A 26,971-nucleotide genomic window follows, 5' to 3' on the forward strand; every position below is an offset into this window, starting at 1 on the left:
CTAAATTCAAAACTAAGGTAAATTATAGTGCTGCTCAATTAATTTACTAAAATTTAACCTTCTTACTCTTTAGCGCTCTACTATTTTGACGCAGCTTTCTTTTTTAATTTAGCTTCTCTTTTTGCTTCTTTTCGCAATACGTAACCAGAAATATAAATACTGATCTGGTATAAAAATATAATAGGAATGGCTACAACAATTTGACTTGCAACATCTGGAGGCGTAATGATAGCAGATAATATTAAAACGACTACCAAGGCAATTTTGCGATACTTCTTAAGAATAGCCGGCGTTACCAAACCAATCTTAGTTAAAAAGTAAATGATAATCGGCAGCTCAAAAATAATTCCACAGGCAATAACGGATGCTCTTAATGTGGATATATAGGAACCAATATCAAACTCATTGGTCACCACATCGCTAATAGAATAAGTCCCTAAGAAGTTAATCGATAATGGCGCTACCACATAATAGCCAAATAATACTCCTAAAAAGAATAGAAATGAGGCGATAATGATAAAGCCTCTTGAGTTTTTACGTTCTTTTTCATATAAACCAGGACTGATAAACTTCCAAATCTCATAGAGTACATATGGAAAAGCGATAATAAATCCAGCCCAAACAGAAGTCCAAATATCGGCAGAAAATTGCCCAGCCATTGTTCTACTTTGTATGGTAAAAGGTAAAGATTCTGCACAGAAATCAGAATCAAACCCAAAATATGTCGCGATACTACAAAAGAATTTATAGGTAGGAAAATCCATTCGTGTGGGGGCAAAAATAATCTTATCAAAAATAATTTTGCTAAAGGCAAAAGCAGCCGAACCAATAATTAAAATCGCAAGTGTTGATCGTATTAAGTGCCAACGTAACTCCTCTAAATGATCTAAGAAAGACATCTCTTCCGTTGTTTTTTTCTTTGCCATTATAGTATTCCTTCGTTGATTAAATTGTGTAAATGTACTATGCCCATATAGGTCTCGTTTTCCATGGCGAGGAGTTGTGAAATTCCTTCAGATTGCATTAATTCTAGCGCTTTTACGGCAAGCATAGTGTGTGCTATAGTTTTTGGATGAGGACTCATAATATCTTTCGCTTTGAGTCCTTTTATTTCATCATATTTTTTGAGCATTCTTCGAATATCACCATCGGTGACAATACCTACAACTTTGTTATTTTCAAGGACAGCGGTAACTCCTAGCATTTTTTCAGAGATTTCAATAATCACTTCTTTTACATCGGCGTTGAGGTCTACCTGTGGTTTCATATTATTTTGTGCAATATCACAAACACGAAGGTAAAGTCTTTTTCCTAAGGAGCCACCAGGATGATACTTAGCAAAATCTTTACTGCTAAAGCCGCGAAGTTCTAAAAGGCATATAGCTAATGCATCACCCAAAACTAACTGTGCTGTTGTACTGGTGGTTGGTGCTAAATTATTTGGACATGCTTCTTTTTCTACAAAACTATTTAAAACATAGTCTGATTGTTTTGCCAATGCAGAGTCTAGATTTCCGGTTATGCCAATTAAGGTGTTGCCTCCTTTTTTAATTAAGGGAACTAACATTTTAATTTCAGGGGTATTCCCACTTTTTGAAATACAAATCACCGTGTCATGCTCTTGAATAGTACCTAAATCGCCATGAATAGCATCAGCGGCATGCATAAATATAGCAGGTGTGCCGGTAGAATTTAAGGTAGCTACTATTTTTGAAGCGATGATGGCACTTTTTCCAATGCCTGAAATAACAACTCTTCCTGAGGAATTTAAAATATGAGTAACGGCATCTGCAAATGTAGTATCTAAAAGTGTCGCTAAGTGCTGTATCGCTTTTGCTTCATTTTCGATAGTGTTTCTGGCAATGTTGAGTATTGTCGAATTGTTTTTCAATGTAATAAAATCAATTATTTGATGGTATTGCTAAAAGAATGTGTTATATTTAGTTACAAAATTACGTAAACTTAATGTTTTTAGAAGACGTAATATTCTGTAATATAAAAATTTGTTTTTTATCTTAAATTTGAATGAATCACTGATCCTGAAAATCAGCAACAAAAATATATAAATAGTACATACCATTATGAGTACGAATGAAATTGATTTACATTCTTCACTAAAAAAATATTTCGGTTTTTCTAAGTTTAAAGGACTTCAAGAGGGAGTTATGAAAACCATTCTGGAGGGTAAAAATTCTTTTGTAATTATGCCAACAGGAGGTGGAAAATCGCTCTGCTATCAGTTACCGGCTTTAATGCAAGAAGGTACAGCCATAGTTGTATCTCCACTTATCGCATTAATGAAAAATCAGGTTGATGCTATCCGCGGTGTTTCCTCAGAAATAGGTGTGGCGCATGTTTTAAATTCTTCCTTGACAAAAACGGAAATAAAACAAGTAAAGAGCGATATTACAAGTGGTATAACGAAACTACTATATGTAGCTCCAGAATCATTAACGAAAGACGAATACGTAGATTTTTTACAATCTGTGAAGGTTTCATTTGTGGCTATCGATGAAGCCCATTGCATTTCAGAATGGGGCCATGATTTTAGACCTGAATATCGTAATTTAAAGCATATCATCAGTAAATTAGGAGAAAATATTCCTATCATGGCGCTAACGGCAACTGCAACGCCTAAAGTTCAAGAAGATATTATAAAAAACTTAGGTATTCCTGATGCCTCTCTTTTTAAGGCGTCTTTTAATCGACCTAATCTTTATTATGAAGTTCGACCTAAAACAAAAAACATAGAATCTGATATTATCCGATTTGTAAAACAAAATTCAGGAAAATCGGGTATTATTTATTGTTTAAGTAGAAAAAAAGTAGAAGAGTTAGCTCAGGTTTTACAAGTAAATGGTGTGAGTGCAGTGCCTTACCATGCTGGTTTTGATACCAAAACAAGATCTAAATATCAAGATATGTTTTTGATGGAAGATGTTGATGTGGTTATTGCCACAATCGCTTTCGGAATGGGTATTGATAAACCCGATGTTCGATTTGTGATACATCATGACATTCCGAAAAGCATAGAAAGTTATTATCAAGAAACAGGGAGAGCCGGCAGAGATGGGGGAGAAGGTCATTGTTTGGCTTTTTATTCCTATAAAGATATTGAGAAACTAGAAAAGTTCATGTCTGGTAAGCCCGTTGCAGAACAAGAAATTGGCAATGCGCTTTTACAAGAAATGGTGGCCTATGCAGAAACATCTATGTCGCGTAGAAAATTTATTCTACATTATTTTGGGGAATATTTTGATGAGATACATGGAGACGGGGCTTTAATGGATGACAATACCAGAAACCCTAAAGAAAAGCAAGAAGCTAAAGACGATTTAGTAAAGGTGATTCAAGTAGTACAAGGCACAGCCGAAAAGTTTAAATCAAAAGAAGTCGTAAAAGTATTGATAGGAAAAACCAATGCTTTAATTGCCTCACATAAACTCGAAGGAAAAGATTTTTTTGGTGTTGGTAAGGATAAAGACAAAGAGTACTGGATGGCTTTAGTGCGTCAAGCTTTGGTTGCAGGCTTATTGCGCAAAGAAATAGAACAATATGGTATTTTGCATGTCACAGAGGAAGGGAAGGCCTATTTAAAAAAGCCAGTTTCTTTTATGATGACTAAAGATCATGTCTACAATCAAGAAACTGATGATGCTATTGTTAGTGCTGCTAAAACGAGTGGAGGTGTCGCTGATGAAAAACTATTAAAAATTTTAATGGATTTAAGAAAAAAAGAAGGAAAAAAACTGGGAGTGCCTCCCTTTGTTATTTTTCAAGATCCTTCTTTACAAGACATGGCTTTAAAATATCCAATTACCATTGATGAACTCGTTAATATTCATGGGGTTGGTGATGGAAAAGCTAAAAAGTACGGGAAACCATTTATAGCGTTTATCAAAAACTATGTCGAGGAGAACGATATTATTCGCCCTGATGATTTGATTGTTAAAAGCACAGGCGCTAATTCTGCTTTAAAATTATATGTGATTCAGAATGTAGATCGAAAATTACCTTTAGATGATATTGCTTCCGCAAAGGGCTTAGCGATTCCTGAATTAATTAAAGAAATGGAGCAGATTGTGTATAGTGGAACCAAACTAAACATTAGCTATTGGATTGACGATATTTTAGATGAAGATCAGCAAGAAGAACTTCACGATTATTTTCTAGAAGCTGAAACCGACGGTATTGATGCTGCCATTGATGAATTTGAGGGGGATTACGAAGATGAAGAATTGCGCTTATTCAGAATTAAATTTATAAGCGAAGTGGCGAATTAAATGTATCTATTCAATAGTTCGGGAACCCTAGCTTTTTGGATTACAAAAAACAAAGGTATTCAATAGCAGGCAATAGGAATTTTTTGAAGTGTAGCAATTTTAGCGGTTCCAAAATATTTTGACTGCTCAAGGCCAATGGCCTACTTTTTATGTCAATATTGTTGTTACCATACGATTTTCGCATTATGGTAGATTCATTTATTTCACGGCCGTTTCCAATAAATCTAAGGTCATGGCATCTGCATCGAAAGTAGCTGCAATGCCAATGGGAATTGTAAAATTGTGGTCAACGTGGCCAAAACTCATCCCGTAAGCGGCAGGAATATTCAGAGGCTTTATCCTATCGATCATTACTTCTTTTAAGGTGAAACCATCCGGTTTTGGTGGTTTGTCACATCCCTTTGACACCCCAAGCATAACGGCAGCAGCTTTTTTAAAAGTTGGTCCCTCCAGAAGTTGCGTTAGCATTCGATCCATCCGGTACGGTGCTTCTTCCACATCTTCAATACAAACAATAGTACCCGTAAAATCTATTTCATGTGGGGTGCCAATCATTGCTGTAATTAATGTTAAGCTACCTCCCACTAGTTTGCCTGTAGCTTTGCCAGAATTTATGGTATAGCGCTCAAATTCAGAATCTTTCATTTGAGTATCGTCTAAGGATACATTTTCTATACGAAGGTTATCTTTTGGAGTGATCAATATATTCTCCAGTTGCTCAATACTGTATTCATTGTTTAAAGTACTACCAACCGGTCCATGAAATGTAATTAGGCCAGTTTTTTTGTAAATTCCATTGGCTAGTGCTGTAATATCACTAAAACCAAGCAATACTTTTGGATTTTTTTTTATAAGGTCATAATCAATACTTTGCATAATTCGTGTACAGCCATAGCCACCACGTGCACATAAAATACCATGTACATTAGGATTAGCAAACATTTCGTTGAGATCAGTTGCTCTTTCTTCGTCGGTATTGCTAAAGTAACCGTGATTACCTAAAATTCGATGCGTATGGTACGGAATAAAACCCAAACTTCGAAGTGTTTCTTTTGCAGCTTCTAAAACATCTTCTTTAATTGCTGAAGCTGGCGCTATAAGTCCAATGGTGTCACCTATTTTGAGCCTATTAGGCTTTATGGTCATTAAATGATGTGGCGCTTCAATTATACGCGCCACTGTAGAAAATGGAAATAGTGATACAGTAGATACCCCAAAAAGATTTCTAAAAAAATGTCTACGGGTCTTCATAAATGTTATATTTTAAACCAAGATAAAAAAAATGGACCTAAACTTAAACTAAAAAATATAGTTTAAGTTTAGGCCCATTTTTCAAAATTTGTCACCAAAAAGTGTGGTCATTAATTACCTTATGTAATTCTGGTCTAAAAACAAAACCATAGAACCAACACTACATTTAATTTTCAAAAATTAATATCCATATACTATAAAATCAAGGTTTTGGATCGGCAATCGCAACAGTTCCCCCAATTTTATCTTTCTTAAGTTGTTTTTGAATTTTTTTGATAGCTGATTCGATAGATTTCTCTGGCTCTATAATATTGTATTCTCCCCAAAAATCAGGATCTGAAAACCCAATAGCTTCATCACTTAAAATAATACTTTTTCGCAATTTTTCTTTGTTCTTTAAGCGATCATTTAAGTTTTTCTCCCAATCGGTAACTGCCATCTCACAGGTCATGCTGTAAACGGTGTTGAATAAACGGTCATCCCAATTAATTTTAAACTCTAACATAACATTGCTATACCCGTAATACCATTTGTTATCTTTTTCTCTGTAATCGACTCTATAGGCCACTTCAGTCGGGAAAACATTTGCTTTTGCTGGTTTTTTTCTCACAAACATACGTGAAGCTTCATATTTGTCCGTAATGTTCAAATTAAAAATAGCACTGGTTAAAATTTTCTTTTCAGCATCGATAAATAATTGCCCTTCGTAAAGCTGATCTGTTTGATTTTCTTTTTGTGAAAAGTTGATGACATAAATTAATTGATCGTTTATTCTTGCGGAGCGGTCAAAAGAGTAATTGTAGAACGACAAGGTTTCTGGTGTAAATACATATTCTGGATATTTCATGATGTCTACAAATAGCGCATTGAATGGACCACCTTGTAACTTTAGGGCTAGGGTATCTAGTTTGTCATAATCGGTACTCTTGCGCGCCTTATAAAGTTCTACATCATCTCTTTGGTTGGAAGAATACCCTGCTTTATGAATATTTACCACGGCTTCGGACAAAGATACATTTTTACGTCTTTTACGTATCGTCTCTCTGTAAAACGCAGTCATCAGTGTAGGATCTTCAAAATAATTTTGACCTTTTTTCTTAAAGGTTTCTCTCACTAATTCCTCTGCATTTTTAGGCACTATAATATTCACTTCTGAAAGTTGAAGAACAGAAGTTTCTAGCGCTATCGTATTATAGGATTCTTTCAGGTCTGCTAACGAAATCCCCTTAGTTTTATACCCTAAAAAACTAACACTAACAGTGCCATTTTTAAGGCTTGAAGGTACCTTTAAGGAAAATTCCCCTTCCGTGTTAGAAACGGTGCTGATATTCGAATTTTCTATAGAAATTGTCGCAAAAACCAACTCTTTATTAGATGTGGCATCTACAACTTTTCCTTTAAATTGAATATAGGTTTCATTTTGAGAAACTTGATCTTGAACTATAGCAGCATTTAGTGATGCTGTAGACCCAAGTACGAGCATTATACATGCTGCTACGAAGGATTTTTTTGAGGTATTTATCGTTGTTTGTTTCATGATACTATAAGATATGTTTGCTTTTTTTTAGGGTTAAGTTAATGAAAAATAGGGGGACAACCTAGTACATTATCTAATATTTAACTTTTTTTAGCTCGTGAATTTTTGCTGTGACTTTTGTTCAAAAAAAAATCCACGACGCTTCATAAGAAGGATCGTGGATTTTAAGGGATTGGTTTTTTATTTTATCTAAACCTCATTATCCGCATCATCATTTAGTTTTTCAGCGTCCTCCTCAGACTCTTTAGTAAGGGTATGTTTAAAGATGTTAAGCTTTTTAAGTTTTGCTTTCCACGTAGCTAATTCTTCCTTGTGGACGTTGATTTTCTTTATCACGTCTTTAACAACAGGGCTATCTTCCGAAGCATTTGAGAAAAATTGTAAATTAGTTTCAAATTGTCGAACTTCATTTTTACATTCATCTATTTTTCGTCTGATAAACGTACGCTCCCGTTGTAAGGCTAGTTCTGTATCCTCGTTTTGTGATAGTTGTTCTATTTTGTTTCCGTATTTTAGTAATTCACCCTCTTTTCGGTCAATATCTAATTTTTTAAATAAAACATCTAAAATTTTATTGAACTTAACATTGATATTTTTTTTATTGAAGGGCACTCTTCCGTATGTTTTCCACTCCCCAATAAATCCTTTAATAGCTTCTAGATCTTTGGTTCTTTCTCCAGATAATGTAAAGGCTTGTAAGCGTTCTAAACACTTATTTTTTTGCTCAAAGTTTTCCAATTCTTCTTTTTGCGCTTCATTTTTACTTGCATGTAGTTTGTTAAAATAATGATTACAAGCGTCCTTAAACTGTTTCCAAATTTTATCAGAATATTTTCTAGGTACATGCCCTATCTGTTTCCATTCATTTTGAATTCGCTTCATTTCTGAAGTTACATCTGCTGAATTTTCGCTATCTTTTAAACGTAAGGCTAAATCTAAAAGTGCTCTTTTTTTATCTAAATTATCCTGTTGCTCTTTCTTTTGGTCTTTATAAAAATTGTTCTTTTTTCTATTGAAGGCACGAACACTATTTTTAAAAGTAGCCCACGTTTTTTCATTGACTTTTTGAGGTACTTTACCGGCGCCAAAGAATTCATTTCTTAGGATTTCTATTTCTTTTATTTGTTGCTGTAGCCCTTTGTGATTATTGGCTACTTTAGCCGTAATGGCATCTATTGATGCTATAATTTCGGTTTTCTTAACAAGATTTACTTCATACGTTTTTTCTATTTCGGCATAATAATCTTGTCTTCTATTGTGTAGGGCTTTTGTGGCATTGCTAAACCGTTCCCAAATTGCTTCGCGGTGTTGTTTGTCGACAGGGCCTATGTCTTCTTTCCAGATTTTATGTAATGTTTGTAATTCTTGAAAAGCAGTGTTTAAATCTTCTACTTTTTCTAATGCCTCCGCTCGATCAGCCAGTTTTTCTTTTTCTTCTAAATTTCTTTTAAAATCTAAATCTCGAAGCTCTCTATTTAAATGTAAAAAATCATAAAAAATTTCAATGTGATGATGGTATGTGCGCCAAACATCATTATAATTATTTCGGGGGATAGGACCCGCTTGTCGCCAGCTTTCTTGAAGGTCTTTAAAGCTTTTGTACGTGGTGTTTATATCCTCTTCAATAGTAACCAAGCCTTTTAAATCTTCAATAATTTGAAGTCTATTTTCAAGATTATCTTTTAGAGATTTTTCTAAACTTTTATAATATTGATTTCTTTTTTCGCGATACTCCGAATAAACCTCGTTGTATTGTCTTTTGGTCACCGAATTATACTTAAAGTCTATTTCTTGACCTCCATTTTCTATAAACTCTTCTTTTTTCTGGTCTATAAACTCTTGAAACTTTAAATCAAATTCATATTTAATGCCATCTACATGCTTTTTTATGGCCTGTACTTTTTCATTTTTGACCAATCGTTGCAATTCTCCCACTAAATTTTCCATAGATAGGGCATGGTAATCTAATACAGGAATCACATGACGTTGATGGTTATCCGTGTCTTCAGCATCCTCTGCATTAGAATCATCTATTTCATTTAGTAGTTCGTCATTGGGTTTCTTGTCTACTTCTGGTTTATTTTCTGCTGTTTTTTCCTCGTTAACAGTTTCGTTGCCAGTAGCTTCTGTCTTGTCTATTTCTGACTCTTCTCTACTATCTCCTTTTGATGTTATAGTTTGGTCATTACTACCGTTATTCTGTAGTGTATCATCTTTCTCGTCCAACATTTTGTACGTATTCGGCTGTTAGCCTATTTCTAGGGTAAGATAGTAACAAGCTTGTGAACTTCAAAAAAATAAAGCAAACTTCTTTAAAAAAAGAAAAAAACTAAAAAATGAAATATAAAATACACTAGCATTTCAAGGCAAAAAAAAGTTGTTTTTAGTTTTAGGGAGCGGGGAAGTGTTTCGTAAAATTAAAATTAACTATGCCAGATTTCCCAAGCTTTTTCGGCTTGTAAGGCTAACATTTTTTCTCCGTTTTTTATTTGTGCTCCTTGTGCTTCTCCTGCTGACAAAAAAGCTGTTTTTACGGGATTGTAAATTAAATCAAAAAGAATGTGTTTGTCAGTGATAAAGCCGTACGGAATGTCTGGTTTATGATCAATATTTGGAAAAGTACCTAATGGGGTACAGTTTACAATTACGGTATATTTGGCTAAAACTTCTTGAGTTAAATCAGTGTAGGTCAAATGATCTTTATGAGCACTTCTAGATACATAGGAATAAAACATGCCTAGGCGTTTAAATACATATGCCACTGCTTTGGACGCTCCACCTGTACCTAAAATTAAGGCATGGGTATGGTGTTTTTTTAAAATAGGTTCAATGGCTTTTTGAAATCCATAATAATCTGTATTATAGCCTTTTAATCCTGTGGAAGTAATTTTTATAGTATTCACTGCGCCGATTTCCTGAGCCGTAATGTCTAAGGCCGATAGCAATGAAATCACTGCTACCTTGTAAGGGATGGTCACATTAAAACCTTGGATGTTTTGGTTGTTTTTTAAAAGGGCTGTCAGCTCGTTAATATCTTGAAAATCAAAATTCTCGTAGCTGTGGTTTTCTAGTTTTAAATCTTTGAATTTTTGAGTAAAGTGCGCTCGCGAAAATGAGTATTCAATATTTTTTCCAATTAATCCGTAGCGAATGTTATTTTTTTCTTTTTCCATACCAATCTAAACCTAAAAGAATACCAACTCCAAAAATAATAAAGAAAAATGCCCACCATGTTTCTAAACTTGAAAAATTTGGAAAGTAACGTTCGTAATTAACAATAATTGGGTTCTGACTTGAGTCTAAGATTAACCTTCCATTTTCTCCTGTTTTGAAAATGGTTTTTTTCCACGGCCATACCACGCCCAACGACCCTGTAATAAAACCAATAATTAGGGCATTAGTAACGTGCTTAAAGTGTTTTAATAAATACGATAATACGTGTGACAACGTGACCAAACCAACTGCTGATCCTGAGGTAAATACGGCTAAAATGGTTAAGGTGTTTACTCTTTTTTCGTTTTTTATAAAGCTAAAATCGCCCGTAATCACTTCCGCAAAAGTATCATACAACGCATTTACTGAATCCACCAAAAGCAATACATAATTGCCTAGAAGAATCAGTATAAACGAACCAGAAAGTCCAGGTAAAGTCATGCCAGAAACGCTAATGATACCACAAAAAAAGATAAAAATTAAATTGGTATTTTCTTTTGCAGGATTTAAAAAGCTAATCGCAATTCCCAATACTAAACCAATAAAACCGGCGGTATATGTTTTTTTATTCCAGTGATTAAAATCTTTTGAAATGTAATAGATAGAGCCTAAAATCATTCCGAAAAATGCCGACCAAACAAAAAGTTCTTTTTGCACTAGAAAGTAATCTAATATTTTAGAGATGCTAAAATAACTCACAAGCATGCCGAAAATTAAAAGACTTAAAAATTGTAGATTTGTATAGCGGTAAAAACTTTTAAAACGACCATTAAAGAAAAGTTTAAAAGCTTTGCTGTTTACTTTTTGTAGGGAATAAATAAATTCTTCGTAGAAACCAGCCACATAGGCAACAATACCGCCAGAAACCCCAGGTACTTTATTCGCAGCACCCATGAACAAGCCTTTGATAACAAGCCAAAACTTATCTGAGGATGTTCGAGTTTCGTACATAAAAAGTTGTGCTTATTTTTTCGAAGCAGATTTTTCTAGGATAAAAATAAGGGAAAAACCCACTAAAGCCAGCAATATGGCAAATAATAATTGATTATCGCCCTCGAAAGTGAAAGGAGAAATACTTTGTTCTTTTATCGTAATTATTTTATCGCCAAAAATTTTGGTTTCTAACACCTTTTTCCAAGGCCATATTTTGGGTAAAGAACCTAAAATAAAACCAGTGAGCACGGCTAAGGTGATGTTTTTGTAGCTGTTAAATAGCCATTTTAAAACTTTAGCAAAACTCAACAGGCCAAAAATAGCGCCAAAACCTACAGTGACAACTATTTTTAAATCTCTTTCATGAACAGCTTCAAGAATTACCTTATAAGAACCTAAAAGCACTAAAATAAAAGCACCTGATATGCCTGGTAAAATCATAGCGCATATGGCTAGCGCCCCAGAAAAGAATAAAAACGGTAAACTTTCAGTATTCTCAGCAGGCGGTAATGTAGTGATGTAGTACGCCAATACCGCCCCTATAGCAAAAAATAGCACTGCCGCTAGATTCCATTTTTCTATAGATTTCCCTACAAAAAAAATGCTGGCAAGGACCAAGCCGAAAAAAAACGACCATAAAAGAATAGGTTGGTGTATTAGTAACCAACTAATACCTTTGGCTAAAGAAAGTACACTTATGGCGATGCCCGTAAAAAGAGCCAGTAAAAATGGACCATTTAATTGTGTCCAAAAAGCTTTAAAACCATCCCTTTTTAAGGTTTTGAAAAGCGATACATTAATATTGTTGATAGAGGTGATCAACTCTTCATAAATTCCTGATATAAAAGCTATGGTACCACCTGAAACACCAGGAACTACATCTGCTGCTCCCATGGCTAGGCCTTTCAAAGTAATAAAAAAATACTGTAGTAAGTTTCTGTTTCTCATTCCAATAAAAATTCACTGATCTATTTAGGTACTTTTTGTTCCCGTATATTATTTTATACCTTCAAAATTGGACCATTCAAGAAACAAACCTAATTGGGGTTTTTTCATAGAAAATAGCGAAAGTAGTGGACAAAAATACTTTTTTTATTTGGAAGTCTTTTTATATTCTTTTAGGATCATCTTCACCCAATCTGTTTCACAAAACTTAGGGTAATTTATTTGAAAATCAGGAAGACCATCGGCATCTAAAATAATGGCTTCGGCTAACAAAACCTTGGCTCTTTCGTTATTAAGCACTAAACTGTAAAGACCCGACAGTTGAAATAAAATAGAAGCTTCTTCAGGATGAAACTCCCTTCCTTGCTTTAAAATTTCGATAGCGGCACTGTATTCTTTGTTTTTTACCACTACGGCCGCCCAATGCAACCAAGTGTCTAAGTCATAATCACCAAAATCAATGGCTTGCTTATACGCATAATCAGCTTCATCATACTTTTTTAAAGCATTTTTTATTTTACCGCATTTTTTCCAATAGCGTGGATTTTCGGCATCAATGTTTAAGGCCTTATTAATATAATACCCAGCTTTTTGGTAATTATTTAAGCGGAAATAAAAATCAGTAATGGCCAACCAACCCTTGTCTAATAGGGGGTCTTCATGGACTGTTTGGTAATAGTGGTATTTTGCCATTTCGATATTCCCTAATTTCTCATGGCATTTGCCTATTCTTAAATAGGCATGTGATGTAGGATCCTCGATACTTATGGTAGTTTCGTAATTTTCAATAGCTTCATTGTACTTACCCAATTTTTCAAGTACTTTTCCTTTTTCAAAATAGGCGCCTAAAAAAGTATCATCAGATATAATTGCGAAATCATAAGCGGTTAGCGCTTTTTTGTACTTCTTTTTGGAAAAATACTGTTTTCCAAGTTGGTGCCAAGCAACTTCACTGTAAGGATTCTTTTCTAAATAATCATTCAGGTAACTTATGGCACCATCAAAATCTTCTAAAAACTCAAAGCAATAAATCACATTGTAAAGTGAGGAATAATCCTCCTCATCAAAATCTACACATTTCATGAAGCTCTTCTTAGCCATTTCAAAATCATCCATAAATAAATACTCCATACCCAGGAGAGCATAAATATCAAAGGTGTCATCTGTAAGTTCTAATGCACGTTCTAACAATTTAACGGCTTCGGGATGGTTGTTCTTTTTTGAGTGGATATTAGCTCTTTGAATGTAAATTTCTTCGTTAGAATGTGCTATAATTTGAAGTTCGTCTAACAAGTTTTGTGCCGCTTCAAGCTTATCTTCAAACACCAAAACCTCGACATGCAACAATTTAAGTTCTATAGAATTAGGATGTTGTTGTAGTCCAATTTTTATTGCTTTTTTAGCCAAAGAAATTTTTCCATTATTTAAATAATGGTGTATAATGTCTTCAAAATCTTCTGAATCAAAGAAATAGACATCATCTGTCTTTAACATGGATTCAAACTTGGTTATGGGTTGGCTAGGTCTTTCCTCTGCATCTAATGCCATTGGCCTTTATTTTTCAATTATTTTAAAAGTAAGATTTTGAGGTGGTCTATTACCTCCGTGTGTAGCTATATTATTAACAAATTAGTTAACAAGTTCTGAGGTGTGGTGATTTAAAATACTGATGATTTGCTCACAGCCTACTTTAATCTCTTCATTAGAAATGGTTAATGGCGGAGAAATGCGCACAGCTCTAGGTTCAAAAAGCAGCCAAAAAAGAATTAAATTTTGCTTTGCAGCGGTTAAAACCAAAAAGTCTGCCATCTCGCTACGATCCATTATTAAAGCTAACATGAGACCTTTACCTCGTATTTCTTGAATGAATTTATGTTTTAAATACCTTCTAAAGAGCGCTTCCTTTTGTAAAGTTTGAGCCATTAAGGTAGTTTCTGTAATTTCTTTTAAGGTTGCCAAACTTGCTGCGGCAATTACAGGATGGCCACCAAAGGTCGTAATATGACCTAATTTAGGACTGTCTTGCAAGGTTTGCATTAAGCTTTGTGAGGCCACAAATGCCCCTGCAGGTAAACCACCTGCCATTCCTTTTCCAATCACTAAAATATCAGGAATACAATTATAATGTTCAAAAGCAAACAGCTTTCCTGTGCGTCCAAATCCAGGTTGAATTTCATCTAAAATTAATAAGGCACCAACTTCGGTACAACGTTTTCTAATTTTCGAGAGGTAGCCATTTTCAGGTTCAATAAACCCAGCGCCGCCTTGTATTGTTTCTAAAAGTACACCAGCGGTTTTATCTGTAATTTTTTGGATGTCTTCTTCCTTGTTAAAAGTAATGAAGCGTACATCCGGAATTAAAGGTCTAAATACGGCTTTTCGCTCCTCAAATCCCATGACACTTAAGCTGCCCATAGTATTGCCGTGATAGGCATGGTTCGCAGCAATTAATTCGGTTCTTCCTGTAGCTCTACGTGCCAATTTTAATGCCCCTTCAATGGCTTCTGTTCCTGAATTAACTAAATAGGTGGTCTGTAGGCTTTCGGGTAGGTGTGAGGCTAATAGTTTGGTATAAGCAACTGCTGGCTTTTGAATATATTCCCCATAAACCATGACATGGGCATACTGATCTAGCTGATCTTTAATGGCTTGAGTGACTTTTGGGTGGCAATGTCCCAAACTACAAGCCGATACGCCTGCCACAAAATCTAAATGGGCATTACCGTGAGTATCATAAATATAAGAGCCTTTAGCATGCGAAATTTCCAGTGCTAAAGGGTGCGGTGTGGTTTGAGCTTGGTGTTTATAAAAGTCGGTTTTCATACTAATTATTCGACTTTTTTAAGATGGTGTTCGATATATCTTCCTTAAGTTCTGGTTCTTTGGGAGCCGTTACTTTGGGTTTAGCAGCGCCTTTTTTGGGCGCTAAATTTTGTGTTTTCTGGTTAATGGGATCAGAAATATTTTTGCTTCGTTCTGCTTCTTCGGCATCGATATCTATGGGGTTTTCTATACCGCGAATAACCACTAAGGTTAAATTGTTATCATCCTCGTCAAAAATAGCATCCTTAGTTAAAATTCGTTCATCGCCACGCCAAACCATACCTTTTAAAATTCTAAATTCTTCTTCTAAATTCGTTTCGGTGAAAATAGTGCCGTCTGGTTCAACAAAAAAAGTTAAATCTTCTACATCATTATTTGCAAAGGTAATATTGATTTTACTGCACAGGGTTTTATTGATACCGATGAGTTCTTGATCGTCGTTATACATCCAATAAACCACTTCGGTGTTGCTAATTAAATCTACCTCTTTGAGCTCATTCTCGAAAAATTTTCCGAATAAATTAATGCCTTTTGCTTGGTTATACCCTGTTTTTCCGACGGTATCTAACGAAACGATAAAGGCGTTTTGTAACACTTTAAGGGAATCTAATTTTTCTGTTTCTACATTTGATAATAAATGAATAGTATCACCAGTCATCTGGTTTTCACCATTCCAAATTATAGGATAAAACTTCGGCCAGTCTTTTTCTTTTGCCACGACAGGAATTTTTTTTCCAATCAATTTTGTTAATCCTGTAGCTTGATCTATATGTATAGAGTCTGCCTTACCGCTTAAATCTGTTTTAAAAAATTTTGCATTTCTAAAGGCTCTTACAATTCTTTTGTCAGGAACACCGGTAATCATTAAGGTGTCACCATGCATATAGAGCGAATCTTTTTCTACTAAACTCACAGCAACTGCTCTTCTGGTGGCAAAAACCGAATCTTGTGCTTTAAAAACTTCTGCGTAATGGGCTCTTAAAATACCTTTATTAATGGTATCCGTGATTTTGATATTGTTGGTGGCAGAAGCAAATTCATTTGCTTTATTGAAATACACGCTATCACCAACAATTATTCGGTTATTGTAGTCAATTCTAGTGTTCTTAATGCCATAGCCACTTTCTACTTTAGTGTCATAAAAGCCTCTTTCGCAGTAAATTTTATAGGTTTCACCGGTTATAGTAGATGGCCCGTACATGTAGGCATTTTTAGAATTGGTATAATAATCTAACTGCTTTGAATCTAAAATGTATTCTGGATTATCAATATGGACACTATCTAAAAATTGATATTTTTTAGTTTCCATATAATAGCGACCAATTTGGCTAGTCAGTGTGTTTACAGAGTCGATAACGGTCCCGAAATCTTTGTAATAGGCTTCTTGGTTTTCACGGTCAAAACGCAAGGTATCGGTTTCTAGACGCATACCTGGATTTTGTTCTAAGATCACACTTTGCCATGCTTTGGCGAGTTTTGTATTCCCGTCGTAATCTATTTTGCCACTTGTCATTTGAATCGAATCGCCTTGCTGTAAACGAATGTTTCCTATAGCTTTTAGACGATTCTCCTTTTGATAAAAGATAGCAATATCGCACCATAAATCAGCTCCTTGATGCTCAAATTGTACTTGTCTTTCATCCTTGCTGAAAATAGAGGCGCCAGGATATTGAGCTTCATCTTTACTAAACGAACCTCCGTAAACAATATTTATTTGCTTGCCTTCAGCCGGTTTAACCTGCCCAAAACTAGAAGTAACAATAGCAAGCGTAAGTAAAAAGTAGAGGGTTTTATACACCTATTTTATTTTTGTCCAAAAATAGCGAATTTTCAAGCAGTCAAAAGCAGATTGGGATAATTTTAGTAAATCTGTGCGCCAAATAAAAAGAAAGCTACTCGAGAGTAGCTTTTTAGATGTAGGTAAATGATTCTTAATTTAGTTGCGATAAATGGTCTGCTTTCTATCAGGCCCTACAGAAACTATTTTAATAGGCACTTCCAATTCTTTTTCAAGAAAATGTATATAATCGTTTAGCGCCGCAGGTAATTCACTGGCTGCACTCATTTTTGTTAAGTCTTCTTCCCAACCCTCCATTTCAGTGTAAATAGGCGTCACACTTTCTGATTCAATATTGTAAGGAAAATGGGTTATTTTTTCTCCTTTATAATGGTAAGCCGTGCATACTTTTAGTTTTTTAAAACCACTTAACACATCGCCTTTCATCATCATTAATTCGGTAACACCATTAATCTGAACAGCATATTTCAGCGCTACTAAATCTAACCAGCCGCAACGTCTTGGTCTGCCTGTAGTAGCGCCAAATTCGTTCCCTACACGTCCCATGGTTTCTCCATCAGCATCAAAAAGCTCTGTTGGAAACGGACCGCTACCAACGCGTGTGGTATAGGCTTTAAAAATTCCTTTTACCTCACCAATTTGGTTCGGGGCAACGCCCAAACCAGTGCATGCACCAGCGGCTGTAGTGTTTGAGGAGGTGACAAAAGGATAGGTGCCAAAATCAATATCTAATAAAGAACCTTGGGCGCCCTCTGCTAATATTTTTTTACCTTCTTTTTGTGCTTTGAATAGGTATTCTTCGCTATCGATAAAGGTCAGTTTTTTTAACTCCTCAACCGATTTGAAAAAATCAGCTTCTAATTCGTGCAAATCATACTGAACATCTACATTATAAAAACCAATCATCGCTTCGTGTTTATCCGCTAAATGACGGTACTTCTCTTTCCAATCACTTAATTCTAAATCACCAACGCGCATCCCATTTCTTCCGGTTTTGTCCATATACGTTGGACCAATACCTTTTAAGGTAGAACCTATCTTTGCTTTACCTTTTGCAGCTTCTGAGGCAGCATCAAGCAAGCGATGTGTGGGTAAAATTAAGTGCGCTTTTCTAGAAATGAATAGGATTGATGGGATATCTAAATTAAATTTCTTTAGGTTCGCTAATTCCTTTTGAAAAATAACAGGATCTATAACGACACCGTTCCCAACAATATTGATAGCGCCTTTATGAAAAATACCCGATGGTATGGTGTGTAACACATGTTTTATACCGTCAAATTCTAAGGTATGACCAGCATTAGGCCCCCCTTGAAACCGGGCGATAATGTCATAGTTTTTAGTTAATACATCAACAATTTTTCCTTTTCCTTCGTCTCCCCATTGAAGCCCAAGTAGTAAATCTACTGCCATTCTTGTAATTTGCTTAGTTGTTTTTAATTTCTTCTTTGTGCTCGTTTTTATTCTTTGTTCCGTAGAAGTATAGCGAGTGGTTGCTAATGGTGATATCAAAAACCTCTTCTATGGTTTTTTTTATAGATTGAATTCTAGGATCGCAAAATTCGATAACTTCACCCGTATCGGTCAAAATTACATGATCGTGCTGCCTATCAAAATAGGATTTTTCGTATTGTGCCTGATTTTTGCCAAACTGATGTTTTCGAACCAATTTACAATCTAATAAAATTTCAATAGTATTGTATAAGGTGGCTCGGCTTACCCTGTAATTTTTGTTTTTCATTTTAATGTAGAGACTTTCTATATCAAAATGATCTTCACTAGCGTATATTTCTTGAAGTATAGCATAGCGTTCAGGTGTTTTTCTGTGCCCGTTTTCTTCTAAAAAAGTGGTAAAGACATTTTTTACGATGTCTTGGTTCTTGTTATTGCTCATGAGAACTTTTGCATCAATCAGGTTACAAATGTACAGCTAAAATTTAAATTCTACTGACTTTATCAATGCCATTGATGCTCTTTAAATTGTTGATAACTTTTTTAAGAATCTCATTGTTTTTGACCACAACTGTAATTTTTCCTTTAAAAGTACCCCCATCCGTACTAAAATTAATATTTCGCATATTTACATGCATATTTCCTGAAATTACTTCTGTTATTTTACTTACCAAACCTAGATTATCAATACCTGTTAAGTTAATTTCAGAGGTAAATTCTTGTTGGCTCGAGTCAATCCATTTCGCAGACATAATACGGTAGGCGTAATTGGACTGCAGCGCAATGGCATTCGGACAATTTTTTGAATGCACCTTAATGCCTTCGTTAATACTTACAAAACCAAAAACTTCATCTCCTGGAATAGGGTTGCAGCAAGGCGATAACTTGTAGGGTAGTTTTTCTTCTTCTTTTCCAAATACTAAAACATCAAATTTTGACGTAATTTCTTCTTTATCAATTTCACCAGGAGTTTGCTGTCTTCTTATTTTATTTTTGAAAAAACTAATAAATGCGTTGCTGTAAGACGAAGCAAATTCTTTTATTTTTTGATTGTCTATGGTCCCAATACCCACCCTGTAAAACAAATCTAGACTTGTTTTTAATTTAAAATAAATCACCATTTTATTGATGGTATCCTCGCTGAAATTTATTTTTTGGGATTTTAATTTCCTTCTTAATACCTCTTTACCTTCAAGGGCAACACTCTTTTTTTCTTCTCTTAAAACCGATTTTATTTTTGATCTCGCCCTAGCAGTAGTGGCATAGTCTAACCAATTTTGATTAGGTTGAGCGCTTTCAGAAGTGATGATTTCTACTTGGTCACCGCTCTGCAATGTGGTATTTAAAGGTACAAGTTTGCCATTTACCTTGGCACCACGGGTATGCATCCCAACTTCGGTATGTATGTTGAATGCAAAATCTAATGGGGTCGAATTTTTCGGTAGCGACTTTAACTCACCCTGAGGGGTAAACACAAATATTTCTTTGGCGTAAAGATTTAATTTAAATTCCTCAACGAAATCTACGGCGTTGGTATTTGCATTTTCTAAGGCTTCCTGTAGTTTATTGAGCCATTCTTCAATCCCAATTTCTTTTTGGTTGCCATGTTTGTATTTGTAATGTGCTGCGTATCCTTTTTCTGCAATTTCGTGCATGCGTTCGCTGCGTATTTGAACTTCCACCCATTTCCCTAAAGGTCCCATTACGGTAATGTGCAAGGCTTCATAGCCTGTAGATTTAGGCGAAGAAATCCAATCGCGTAAGCGCACTGGGTTGGGTGTGAAATGGTCTGTGACAATAGAGTAAATTTTCCAAGCCAGGAACTTTTCGTTTGGTTTATCAGACTTATAAATGATACGAAGCGCAAATTTGTCATAAATTTCATCAAAGGTCACGTTTTGAGTAACCATTTTTCTTCGGATAGAATAAATAGACTTCATCCTGCCTTTTATCGTGTAGTTCAACCCTTCCTTATCTAGAGAATCGCTGATGATCGCCGAAAAATCTTCAATATATTGTTTTTGTTCCTCCTTAGTTTCTTCAATTTTACCAAGAATATCATTGTAGACTTCGGGCTCTGTATATTTTAAACTTAAATCTTCTAATTCTGTTTTAATATTATATAATCCAATTCTATGGGCAAGCGGTGCGTAAATATATAAGGTCTCTGAAGCTATCTTTACTTGTTTATGCTCTGGCATGGAGTCCATCGTGAGCATATTGTGGTACCGATCTGCGATTTTGATAATGATAACCCGAATATCGTCATTTAAGGTCAAAAGCATTTTTCTAAAATTCTCAGCCTGTTGCGATATGTTCATATCTTTTTTCAGGTGGGCAATTTTTGTAAGTCCGTCAACAATTCGCGCAACAGTTTCACCGAACATGCGCTCGATGTCATCTAAAGTATATTCAGTGTCTTCTACCACATCGTGGAGTAGGGCAGAAGCGATAGAGACAGCATCTAAGCCAATTTCAGAAGCTACAATTTTAGCTACAGCAATAGGATGAAATATGTAGGCTTCACCAGATTTTCTCCGCTGATCTTTATGCGCATCAACCGCAACATCAAAAGCAGTCCGAATTAATTTTTTATCATCGTCGCTTAGTGTTTGGTAGCTTATGCGTAATAACTCTTTGTATTGCTTGGCAATTTGTTTGTTTTCTTTTTCTAAAGCTTCTTCGGTCATCATAAATGGTACGTATACTATAATAGCTATACTAAGTTACAAAAATTATGCCTTTAAATTTTTTATTCTTTCTAGTAAGGTTGGGTGTGAATAATGCATAAATACATAGGCAGGATGTGGTGTTAGATTGCTCAAACTATTTTTTGATAATTTTTTTAGCGAAGAGATTAAGGGAGACGCGGCAAAAGTAAATTTTGCATAATCATCAGCCTCGTATTCAAATTTACGAGACATAAAGTTCATCATCAATCCAGTAATTTCAGAAATAGGACTGTACAAAATTCCAAAGCCAATTAAGGCCGCATGAAAACTAGCTTGTTGTACCCCAATGACCAAAGATACCTCTGGTGTATTTATAAAAAGTGACAAAATAAACAGGGTAAATCCTGTAAGAATAATTGAGGCAACTAAATTAAATACAATATGATTTCGTTTATAATGCCCAACTTCATGGGCTAAAACAGCGACAACTTCATCTTCACTTAAATCGTTGACTAATGTATCGTAGAGCGTTACCCTTTTTTGTTTGCCAAATCCTGAGAAATAGGCATTGGCTTTCGTCGAGCGTTTAGAACCATCTATGATAAAAATATTGCGCAACTCGAAACCCACTGTAGCGGCATAATGTTCTATTTTACTTTTTAAAGTGCCTTCTTCTAGCGGGGTTTGTTTATTAAATAGGGGAACAATTAATCTACTGTAAAATAGGTTCATGATTAAGGTAAAACCAGTTACTAGGAGCCAAGCATACATCCAAAAATTAGTACCAGCCCATTCAAAAAACCAAAGTATTAAGGTCAAAATTGTTCCTCCCAATAGCGCCGTCATCAACCATCCTTTTACTTTGTCAAGGATAAATAATTTTTTGGTAGACTTGTTAAAGCCGTATTTTTCTTCAATCACAAAGGTGGCATAGTATGAAAATGGTGTCGTGAGAATATCGCTGCCAATCATAATTATTCCAAAAAAAGTTAAAGCGATTACTATTGGGTTATCCGACAAATTTCTAGCCAGTGCATCTATCCATTCAAAACCACCAAATAGCAAAAAGGATAGGGTAAGTACAAAAGAGAAGGCTGAGGTTAGTACCCCGAAATTATAATTCGTTTGTTTGTATTCTTGTGATTTTTGATAGGCTTCAGAATCATAAACATCGTTTAATTCATTGGGAATGGCATCTTTATAATGTTTTGCATTTAGATACTCTAAATAGGTTTCAATAATAAATTGAAGTGTAAGAATCGTAATGATGATATAAAATAAAACTTGCGTATTCATTAGCGTGATGGTTTGGTTTGGTTCGTGTGGCCATCGAGCTACATAGCTCGTTGTCTTTTGGCTTCAAAGATAATTATTGCGGCGGAGACCGACACATTCATAGAGTCTATTTCGCCTTCCATAGGAATGATGATATTTTGAGTACTGCTTTCAAGCCATTCTATAGGTAAACCAGTTGATTCGGTGCCTACGACAATAGCACTAGCTTTTGTGTAGTCAATTTTCGAATAATTTTCTGAGGCTGTAAGTGCTGCGCAATAGATAAAAATTTTATTTTCTTTTAAAAAAGCAATCACCTCTTCTGTGCTTCCTGTTGCTATAGCATTAGTGAAAATACAACCTACACTGGAACGAATGATGTTGGGGTTATAGAGGTCGCCTTTGGGATTGACTATAAGCACCGCATCTAGTCTAGCGGCATCGGCAGTTCGTAATATAGCACCCAAGTTACCTGGTTTTTCGGTGGCATCAGCCACTAGAATAAGCGGATTTTTATTTTTAAATTTTAAATCGGATAGTAGGTGCGATTTACTTTTTACCAAAGCGATGATACCTTCAGTCGTTTCTCGATAGGCTATTTTTTGATAAACGTCTTTAGAAACTTTAATGACTTCTAGTTCGCCATGATCAAGCGGAATGATTTTTTCTAATTGATCGCTAGAGAGGATGGCTTCATTAAAAAAAACAGTTTTAATATCATAATTAGCTTTTAAGGCTAATTGAAATTCTCGTAGTCCTTCTAAAATAAATTCACCTGTTTTTTTACGTTCACGCGACTTATCTTTTAGGACTAAAACCTTTTTAATTAATGGGTTTTGTAAGCTACTTATTTCTTTATACCTGTTCATGCTTTACTAAATGACTACCAAAATAAATTTTATAAAAAACAATGCGTTTTTCATTTTATTTACCAGCTGTATCCTTGAAAGTCAAAAGTATAACAAAATCTACAGAAAGTCTCCGTTAAACATTTGGCAATTTTCAGTTTTTATTGCCAAGCATTATCCTTAACTTTCTACCTTAATTTTAAAAGCAAAATTTTAGAAACCTATTGTACCCTATAAGGCGTACCATTTTTCGAAAAATTTATAAGTACTGCATCAGATAAAAAGTTTATTGAAAATGATTTTCCCAGATACATTATATGGTTTAGTACTTTCTGGCGGTAAAAGCATCCGAATGGGAACGGACAAAGGATTAATTACTTATCACAACAAACCTCAACGAGAGTATGTTTATGATTTGTTAGCTAAAGTATGCAACAAAACTTTTTTAAGTATCCGCCCAAATCAATTGGATGAGGTTTCTAAAAAATTTGAATTTATCGCAGACGAGGATGAGTTTAGTGGTCCTTTTAATGGGATACTTTCAGCGCATAAAAAACACCCAAAAGTAGCTTGGTTAGTTCTAGCCTGCGATTTGCCGCTGATGAAAATTGAGGCCTTGGAAGTCCTAATTTCAAAACGGAATAGGTCTAAATTAGCCACTGCTTTTGCTTTAAAGGAGAATCCGCTACCAGAACCCTTAGCGGCTATTTGGGAGGCAAAAGGGCTATCACGAGCACTAGATTTTAAAAAAAGTGAACAGGGTACCGGTCCTCGCAAATTTTTAGTTCACCATGATGTGGAACTTGTTTTTCCGAAGGATGACAACGTACTTTTAAACGCTAATTCCGAATCAGAGTATGTACATGCCCTTAAATTAGTGAGTAGTTATGAATAGCAATCGATATTCAAGGCAAATTCAACTTGCACAATTTGGTGAAAAAGCACAAGAAAAGCTTTTCAATGCTAAAGTTTTGGTCGTTGGCGCTGGAGGTTTAGGAATTCCGGTACTGACGTATTTAAATGCTATGGGCGTGGGAACACTCGGTATCATCGATGACGATGTCGTTAACATATCTAATTTACAACGCCAAGTGGCTTATCGTGAATCGGATGTTGGAAAACTAAAAGTAGATGTTTTAACCAAAGTTTTAAAGGCTCAAAATTCTGAAACCACCCTAATTAAGCATTATGAATTACTGACCACAAAAAATGCCTTAGCGCTCATTAGTTTGTATGATTTGGTCGTCGATGCCTCTGACAATTTTGGTACACGGTATTTAGTAAATGATACTTGTGTTATTTTAAAGAAACCTTTTGTGTATGGGGCACTACACGGTTTTGAAGGGCAAGTAAGTGTTTTTAATTACAATGAGGGTCCCACCTATCGTTGTTTATTCCCTGACTTACCAAAAGCGAATACTGTTCCTAATTGTGATGAAAATGGCGTTCTAGGAGTTATCCCTGGAATTATCGGGAATTTACAAGCCTTAGAAGTTGTGAAAGTGATCACAGGAATAGGGAAAGTGCTTGCTGGAAAATTATTACTTTTCGATGCCTTGCAACAAAATTATCAAAAAATAAGCTTTAAAAAAGTACCTGAAAATTTAGAAATAAGCCAATTAAAACAGCATTACGGTTTTGATTGTGCCACTAGCTTTTCGACGATTGATGCGCATAGCTTTGAATTAATTTTAGGCAAAAAATCGATTCAAGTAGTAGATGTGCGAACCGCAGAGGAATTTCAAGAATTTCATTTAGAAAATACCATTCATATTCCACTTTCTGATTTAGAAAACAAGCCAACTGAATTAGATGTCTCCCAAGAAATATATGTACTTTGTGCTTCAGGAAAAAGAAGCCAACAGGCAATTTTAATTTTAGAAAAGTACTTTCCCCAAACAAATTTTATCAATGTTGTAGGAGGTATTCAAAAATTTAAGCGCTATGATGCTAAGCACTGAAAACTTAATATTGCTTTGTTTAGGGTTTTTTGTTGTGGCTACCTTATACTCTTCGGTTGGTTTTGGTGGAGGCTCTAGTTATTTGGCTTTGTTGACCTTATTTTTTGCGAGTTTTTTTGTCATACGCTCCATTGCTTTACTGTGTAATTTAGTGGTAGTGAGTACCAGTACCTATTTGTATTTTAAACACGGTCATGCGAAGCTCAAAGACTTTCTCCCATTTGTTGTTACTAGTATTCCTTTGGCCTATGTTGGGGCTAGCTTTACATTAAGTGAAAATGTGTTTTTTGTCATTCTAGGGATTTCTTTAATCATTTCAGCCTTGGCCTTGGCATGGCAAACCTTTCGTAAAACAAGCTCAGCTATAAAAAATTATCCGTCTTATTTTAGTTATAGTATAGGGGGGGCTATTGGTTTATTATCAGGTTTGGTGGGCATTGGAGGGGGTATTTTTCTAGCCCCTATTTTAAATCATTTTAAATGGAGTCTTCCCATAAAAATTGCGGCTTTGGCCAGTTTTTTTATTTTGGTAAATTCGGTTTCAGGTTTGGTAGGTTTGTTTCATGCAGGCACCTTGGTTTTGCCCTGGAAAGAGGCTATTATTTTAATAATCGTTGTTTTTTTAGGGGGGCAATTGGGCATTAGAATTAGCTTAAAAAAATTGACGCCCAACGGTATTAAAAGAGTAACGGCACTGCTAGTTTTAGTCGTTGGTTTAAGAGTATTATTAAAAAACGGATTAGAAGTATTATGATAACATATGACGAAGCTTTTAGAAGAGTGATGCTTTATGCCAAAGAATACGGTGTTGAGTCTGTTCCCTTATTAAAAAGTAATTGCAGAGTTCTTGCAGAAACAATTCACGCAGATCGCGATTTTCCTCCCTTTCATCGCGCTACAAAAGATGGAATTGCCATAAATTTTTCAAGCTTCGAAAATGGAACAAACACCTATAAAATTGAAGCTGTTGTGGGCGCTGGAATGCCTCAGAGCGAACTTCAAAATACTGCCAATTGTTTAGAGATAATGACAGGAGCGGTATTGCCTCAAAATACAGATACCATTATTATGTATGAGGATATTGAAATTAAGGATGGTTTTGCTACTATTTTAAGTGTTCCGGAAGTGGGTCAGAACATCCATATCCAGGGCGCAGACAAATTAAAAGGTACTGCGCTTTTAGAAAAAGGACTAAAAATAACGCCGGCAGAAATTGGTATTTTAGCCTCGGTGGGTAAGCGAAAAGTTAGGGTCACAAAATTACCGAAGGTGCTTGTTATTTCTACTGGAAATGAACTCGTGGCAGTATCAGAAACACCAAAGCCACATCAAATTAGGACTTCAAATGTTATATCACTACAAGCAGCATTAAGCGCAGAGCATGTAAGCGCCAGGCACATGCATATTTCAGATAATAAAAAAACGATAACTAAGAAAATTAAAAAAGCACTAAAAGAACATGATGTTTTGTTATTAAGCGGAGGGGTGTCAAAAGGTAAGTTTGATTTTATACCCGAAGTCATGGATGATTTAGGCGTAGAGAAAGTTTTTCATAAAGTGTTGCAACGCCCCGGAAAACCTTTTTGGTTTGGAATTCATGACAACCTACAAACTTTGGTTTTTTCATTTCCCGGAAATCCTGTTTCTACGTTTGTCAATTACCATAGTTATTTTTTGCCATGGTTTAAAAATTCTATTGGTATCGGCTATGGCGACCAGTTTGTAAAAATAGATGAAACTGTATCAAATAACACTGGAATGATGCTATTTCATCTTGTAAAAACGTATTGGGAAAATGGTTCCTTGTATGCATCCATTATTGCCAATAATGGCTCTGGAGATTTAACTAGCCTTTCTGAAGCGGATGGCTTCATTTGTTTGCCGCACAAAGACACAGCCTATGAAAAAGAAGCATTAGTGGTTTTTGTGGGTACGAAATAAAAAAGCATCAATTAAAAAATTGATGCTTTTTTGATTAAG

21 protein-coding genes are annotated in these 26,971 nt (G+C 35.2%); 5 read left to right on the forward strand and 16 right to left on the reverse strand.

Going from position 1 to position 26,971, the window contains the following annotated elements:
• Nucleotides 1-80 precede the first annotated feature (80 nt).
• Nucleotides 81-926, reverse strand: a complete 846-nt coding sequence (gene tatC / locus GQ45_RS16670; protein ID WP_047419735.1) for a twin-arginine translocase subunit TatC — start codon at nucleotides 924-926, stop codon at nucleotides 81-83.
• Entirely contained in the window at nucleotides 926-1,891 is a 966-nt protein-coding gene (locus tag GQ45_RS16675) for an SIS domain-containing protein (protein ID WP_047419736.1), read from the reverse strand. Before GQ45_RS16675 ends, tatC begins: the two co-directional genes overlap by 1 nt.
• 190 nt (nucleotides 1,892-2,081) lie before the next feature.
• On the opposite strand from GQ45_RS16675, the gene recQ reads away from it, so the two are divergent.
• Nucleotides 2,082-4,283 (forward strand): DNA helicase RecQ, encoded by a 2,202-nt coding sequence (gene recQ, locus GQ45_RS16680; RefSeq protein WP_047419737.1) that lies wholly within the window; start codon nucleotides 2,082-2,084, stop codon nucleotides 4,281-4,283.
• A 198-nt stretch (nucleotides 4,284-4,481) separates the two neighbouring features.
• On the opposite strand, the gene GQ45_RS16685 is transcribed toward recQ, so the two are convergent.
• The 14 genes from GQ45_RS16685 to GQ45_RS16750 all read right to left on the reverse strand — a co-directional run bounded on the left by GQ45_RS16685 (nucleotide 4,482) and on the right by GQ45_RS16750 (nucleotide 23,051).
• On the reverse strand, nucleotides 4,482-5,534 hold the full coding sequence (locus GQ45_RS16685) for an LD-carboxypeptidase (RefSeq protein WP_047419738.1): 1,053 nt from the start codon (nucleotides 5,532-5,534) through the stop codon (nucleotides 4,482-4,484).
• Between the two features lie 202 nt (nucleotides 5,535-5,736).
• Nucleotides 5,737-7,071, reverse strand: a complete 1,335-nt coding sequence (locus tag GQ45_RS16690; protein ID WP_047419739.1) for a carboxypeptidase-like regulatory domain-containing protein — start codon at nucleotides 7,069-7,071, stop codon at nucleotides 5,737-5,739.
• 189 nt (nucleotides 7,072-7,260) lie between these two features.
• A complete protein-coding gene (locus tag GQ45_RS16695) occupies nucleotides 7,261-9,300 on the reverse strand; it encodes a DUF349 domain-containing protein (protein ID WP_047419740.1) in 2,040 nt (679 codons plus the stop codon).
• 194 nt (nucleotides 9,301-9,494) lie between these two features.
• The gene (locus GQ45_RS16700) at nucleotides 9,495-10,244 is read right to left on the reverse strand and encodes a shikimate dehydrogenase (RefSeq protein WP_047419741.1); all 750 of its coding nucleotides are present in this window, start codon (nucleotides 10,242-10,244) and stop codon (nucleotides 9,495-9,497) included.
• The gene (locus GQ45_RS16705) at nucleotides 10,225-11,235 is read right to left on the reverse strand and encodes a DUF368 domain-containing protein (RefSeq protein ID WP_047419742.1); all 1,011 of its coding nucleotides are present in this window, start codon (nucleotides 11,233-11,235) and stop codon (nucleotides 10,225-10,227) included. Before GQ45_RS16705 ends, GQ45_RS16700 begins: the two co-directional genes overlap by 20 nt.
• Nucleotides 11,236-11,247: 12 nt before the next feature.
• Nucleotides 11,248-12,165 carry a DUF368 domain-containing protein gene (locus GQ45_RS16710; protein ID WP_047419743.1) on the reverse strand — a complete coding sequence of 306 codons (918 nt, stop codon included), beginning with the start codon at nucleotides 12,163-12,165 and terminating at the stop codon, nucleotides 11,248-11,250.
• Nucleotides 12,166-12,309: 144 nt separating this feature from the next.
• Nucleotides 12,310-13,710, reverse strand: coding sequence for a lipopolysaccharide assembly protein LapB (locus GQ45_RS16715; protein ID WP_047419744.1), 1,401 nt, complete (start codon nucleotides 13,708-13,710; stop codon nucleotides 12,310-12,312).
• Between the two features lie 81 nt (nucleotides 13,711-13,791).
• Nucleotides 13,792-14,985, reverse strand: a complete 1,194-nt coding sequence (locus tag GQ45_RS16720) for an aspartate aminotransferase family protein (RefSeq protein WP_047419745.1) — start codon at nucleotides 14,983-14,985, stop codon at nucleotides 13,792-13,794.
• A 1-nt stretch (nucleotide 14,986) separates the two neighbouring features.
• A complete protein-coding gene (locus GQ45_RS16725) occupies nucleotides 14,987-16,783 on the reverse strand; it encodes an OstA-like protein (RefSeq protein WP_081980944.1) in 1,797 nt (598 codons plus the stop codon).
• 138 nt (nucleotides 16,784-16,921) lie between these two features.
• On the reverse strand, nucleotides 16,922-18,196 hold the full coding sequence (locus GQ45_RS16730) for an adenylosuccinate synthase (protein ID WP_047419746.1): 1,275 nt from the start codon (nucleotides 18,194-18,196) through the stop codon (nucleotides 16,922-16,924).
• A 13-nt stretch (nucleotides 18,197-18,209) separates the two neighbouring features.
• A complete protein-coding gene (locus tag GQ45_RS16735; protein WP_047419747.1) occupies nucleotides 18,210-18,677 on the reverse strand; it encodes a Fur family transcriptional regulator in 468 nt (155 codons plus the stop codon).
• A 43-nt stretch (nucleotides 18,678-18,720) separates the two neighbouring features.
• Nucleotides 18,721-20,925, reverse strand: a complete 2,205-nt coding sequence (locus GQ45_RS16740; protein WP_047419748.1) for a bifunctional (p)ppGpp synthetase/guanosine-3',5'-bis(diphosphate) 3'-pyrophosphohydrolase — start codon at nucleotides 20,923-20,925, stop codon at nucleotides 18,721-18,723.
• A gap of 45 nt (nucleotides 20,926-20,970) precedes the next feature.
• Nucleotides 20,971-22,203 (reverse strand): M48 family metallopeptidase, encoded by a 1,233-nt coding sequence (locus tag GQ45_RS16745; protein ID WP_047419749.1) that lies wholly within the window; start codon nucleotides 22,201-22,203, stop codon nucleotides 20,971-20,973.
• Between the two features lie 38 nt (nucleotides 22,204-22,241).
• Nucleotides 22,242-23,051 carry an RNA methyltransferase gene (locus GQ45_RS16750; RefSeq protein ID WP_047419750.1) on the reverse strand — a complete coding sequence of 270 codons (810 nt, stop codon included), beginning with the start codon at nucleotides 23,049-23,051 and terminating at the stop codon, nucleotides 22,242-22,244.
• 274 nt (nucleotides 23,052-23,325) lie between these two features.
• Between GQ45_RS16750 and GQ45_RS16755 the strand changes: the two genes are divergently transcribed.
• The 4 genes from GQ45_RS16755 to GQ45_RS16770 are packed head-to-tail and all read left to right on the forward strand — an operon-like array spanning nucleotide 23,326 to nucleotide 26,932.
• Nucleotides 23,326-23,925, forward strand: coding sequence for a molybdenum cofactor guanylyltransferase (locus GQ45_RS16755; RefSeq protein ID WP_047419751.1), 600 nt, complete (start codon nucleotides 23,326-23,328; stop codon nucleotides 23,923-23,925).
• Nucleotides 23,918-24,991 (forward strand): HesA/MoeB/ThiF family protein, encoded by a 1,074-nt coding sequence (locus tag GQ45_RS16760; RefSeq protein ID WP_047419752.1) that lies wholly within the window; start codon nucleotides 23,918-23,920, stop codon nucleotides 24,989-24,991. The genes GQ45_RS16755 and GQ45_RS16760 overlap by 8 nt, the downstream gene beginning before the upstream one ends.
• Complete coding sequence (locus GQ45_RS16765) at nucleotides 24,975-25,745, forward strand: sulfite exporter TauE/SafE family protein (RefSeq protein ID WP_047419753.1); 771 nt, start codon at nucleotides 24,975-24,977, stop codon at nucleotides 25,743-25,745. Before GQ45_RS16760 ends, GQ45_RS16765 begins: the two co-directional genes overlap by 17 nt.
• Nucleotides 25,742-26,932 carry a molybdopterin molybdotransferase MoeA gene (locus tag GQ45_RS16770; RefSeq protein WP_047419754.1) on the forward strand — a complete coding sequence of 397 codons (1,191 nt, stop codon included), beginning with the start codon at nucleotides 25,742-25,744 and terminating at the stop codon, nucleotides 26,930-26,932. Before GQ45_RS16765 ends, GQ45_RS16770 begins: the two co-directional genes overlap by 4 nt.
• Nucleotides 26,933-26,971 lie beyond the last annotated feature (39 nt).

It is taken from the genome of Cellulophaga sp. Hel_I_12 (assembly GCF_000799565.1).
Taxonomy (GTDB): domain Bacteria; phylum Bacteroidota; class Bacteroidia; order Flavobacteriales; family Flavobacteriaceae; genus Cellulophaga.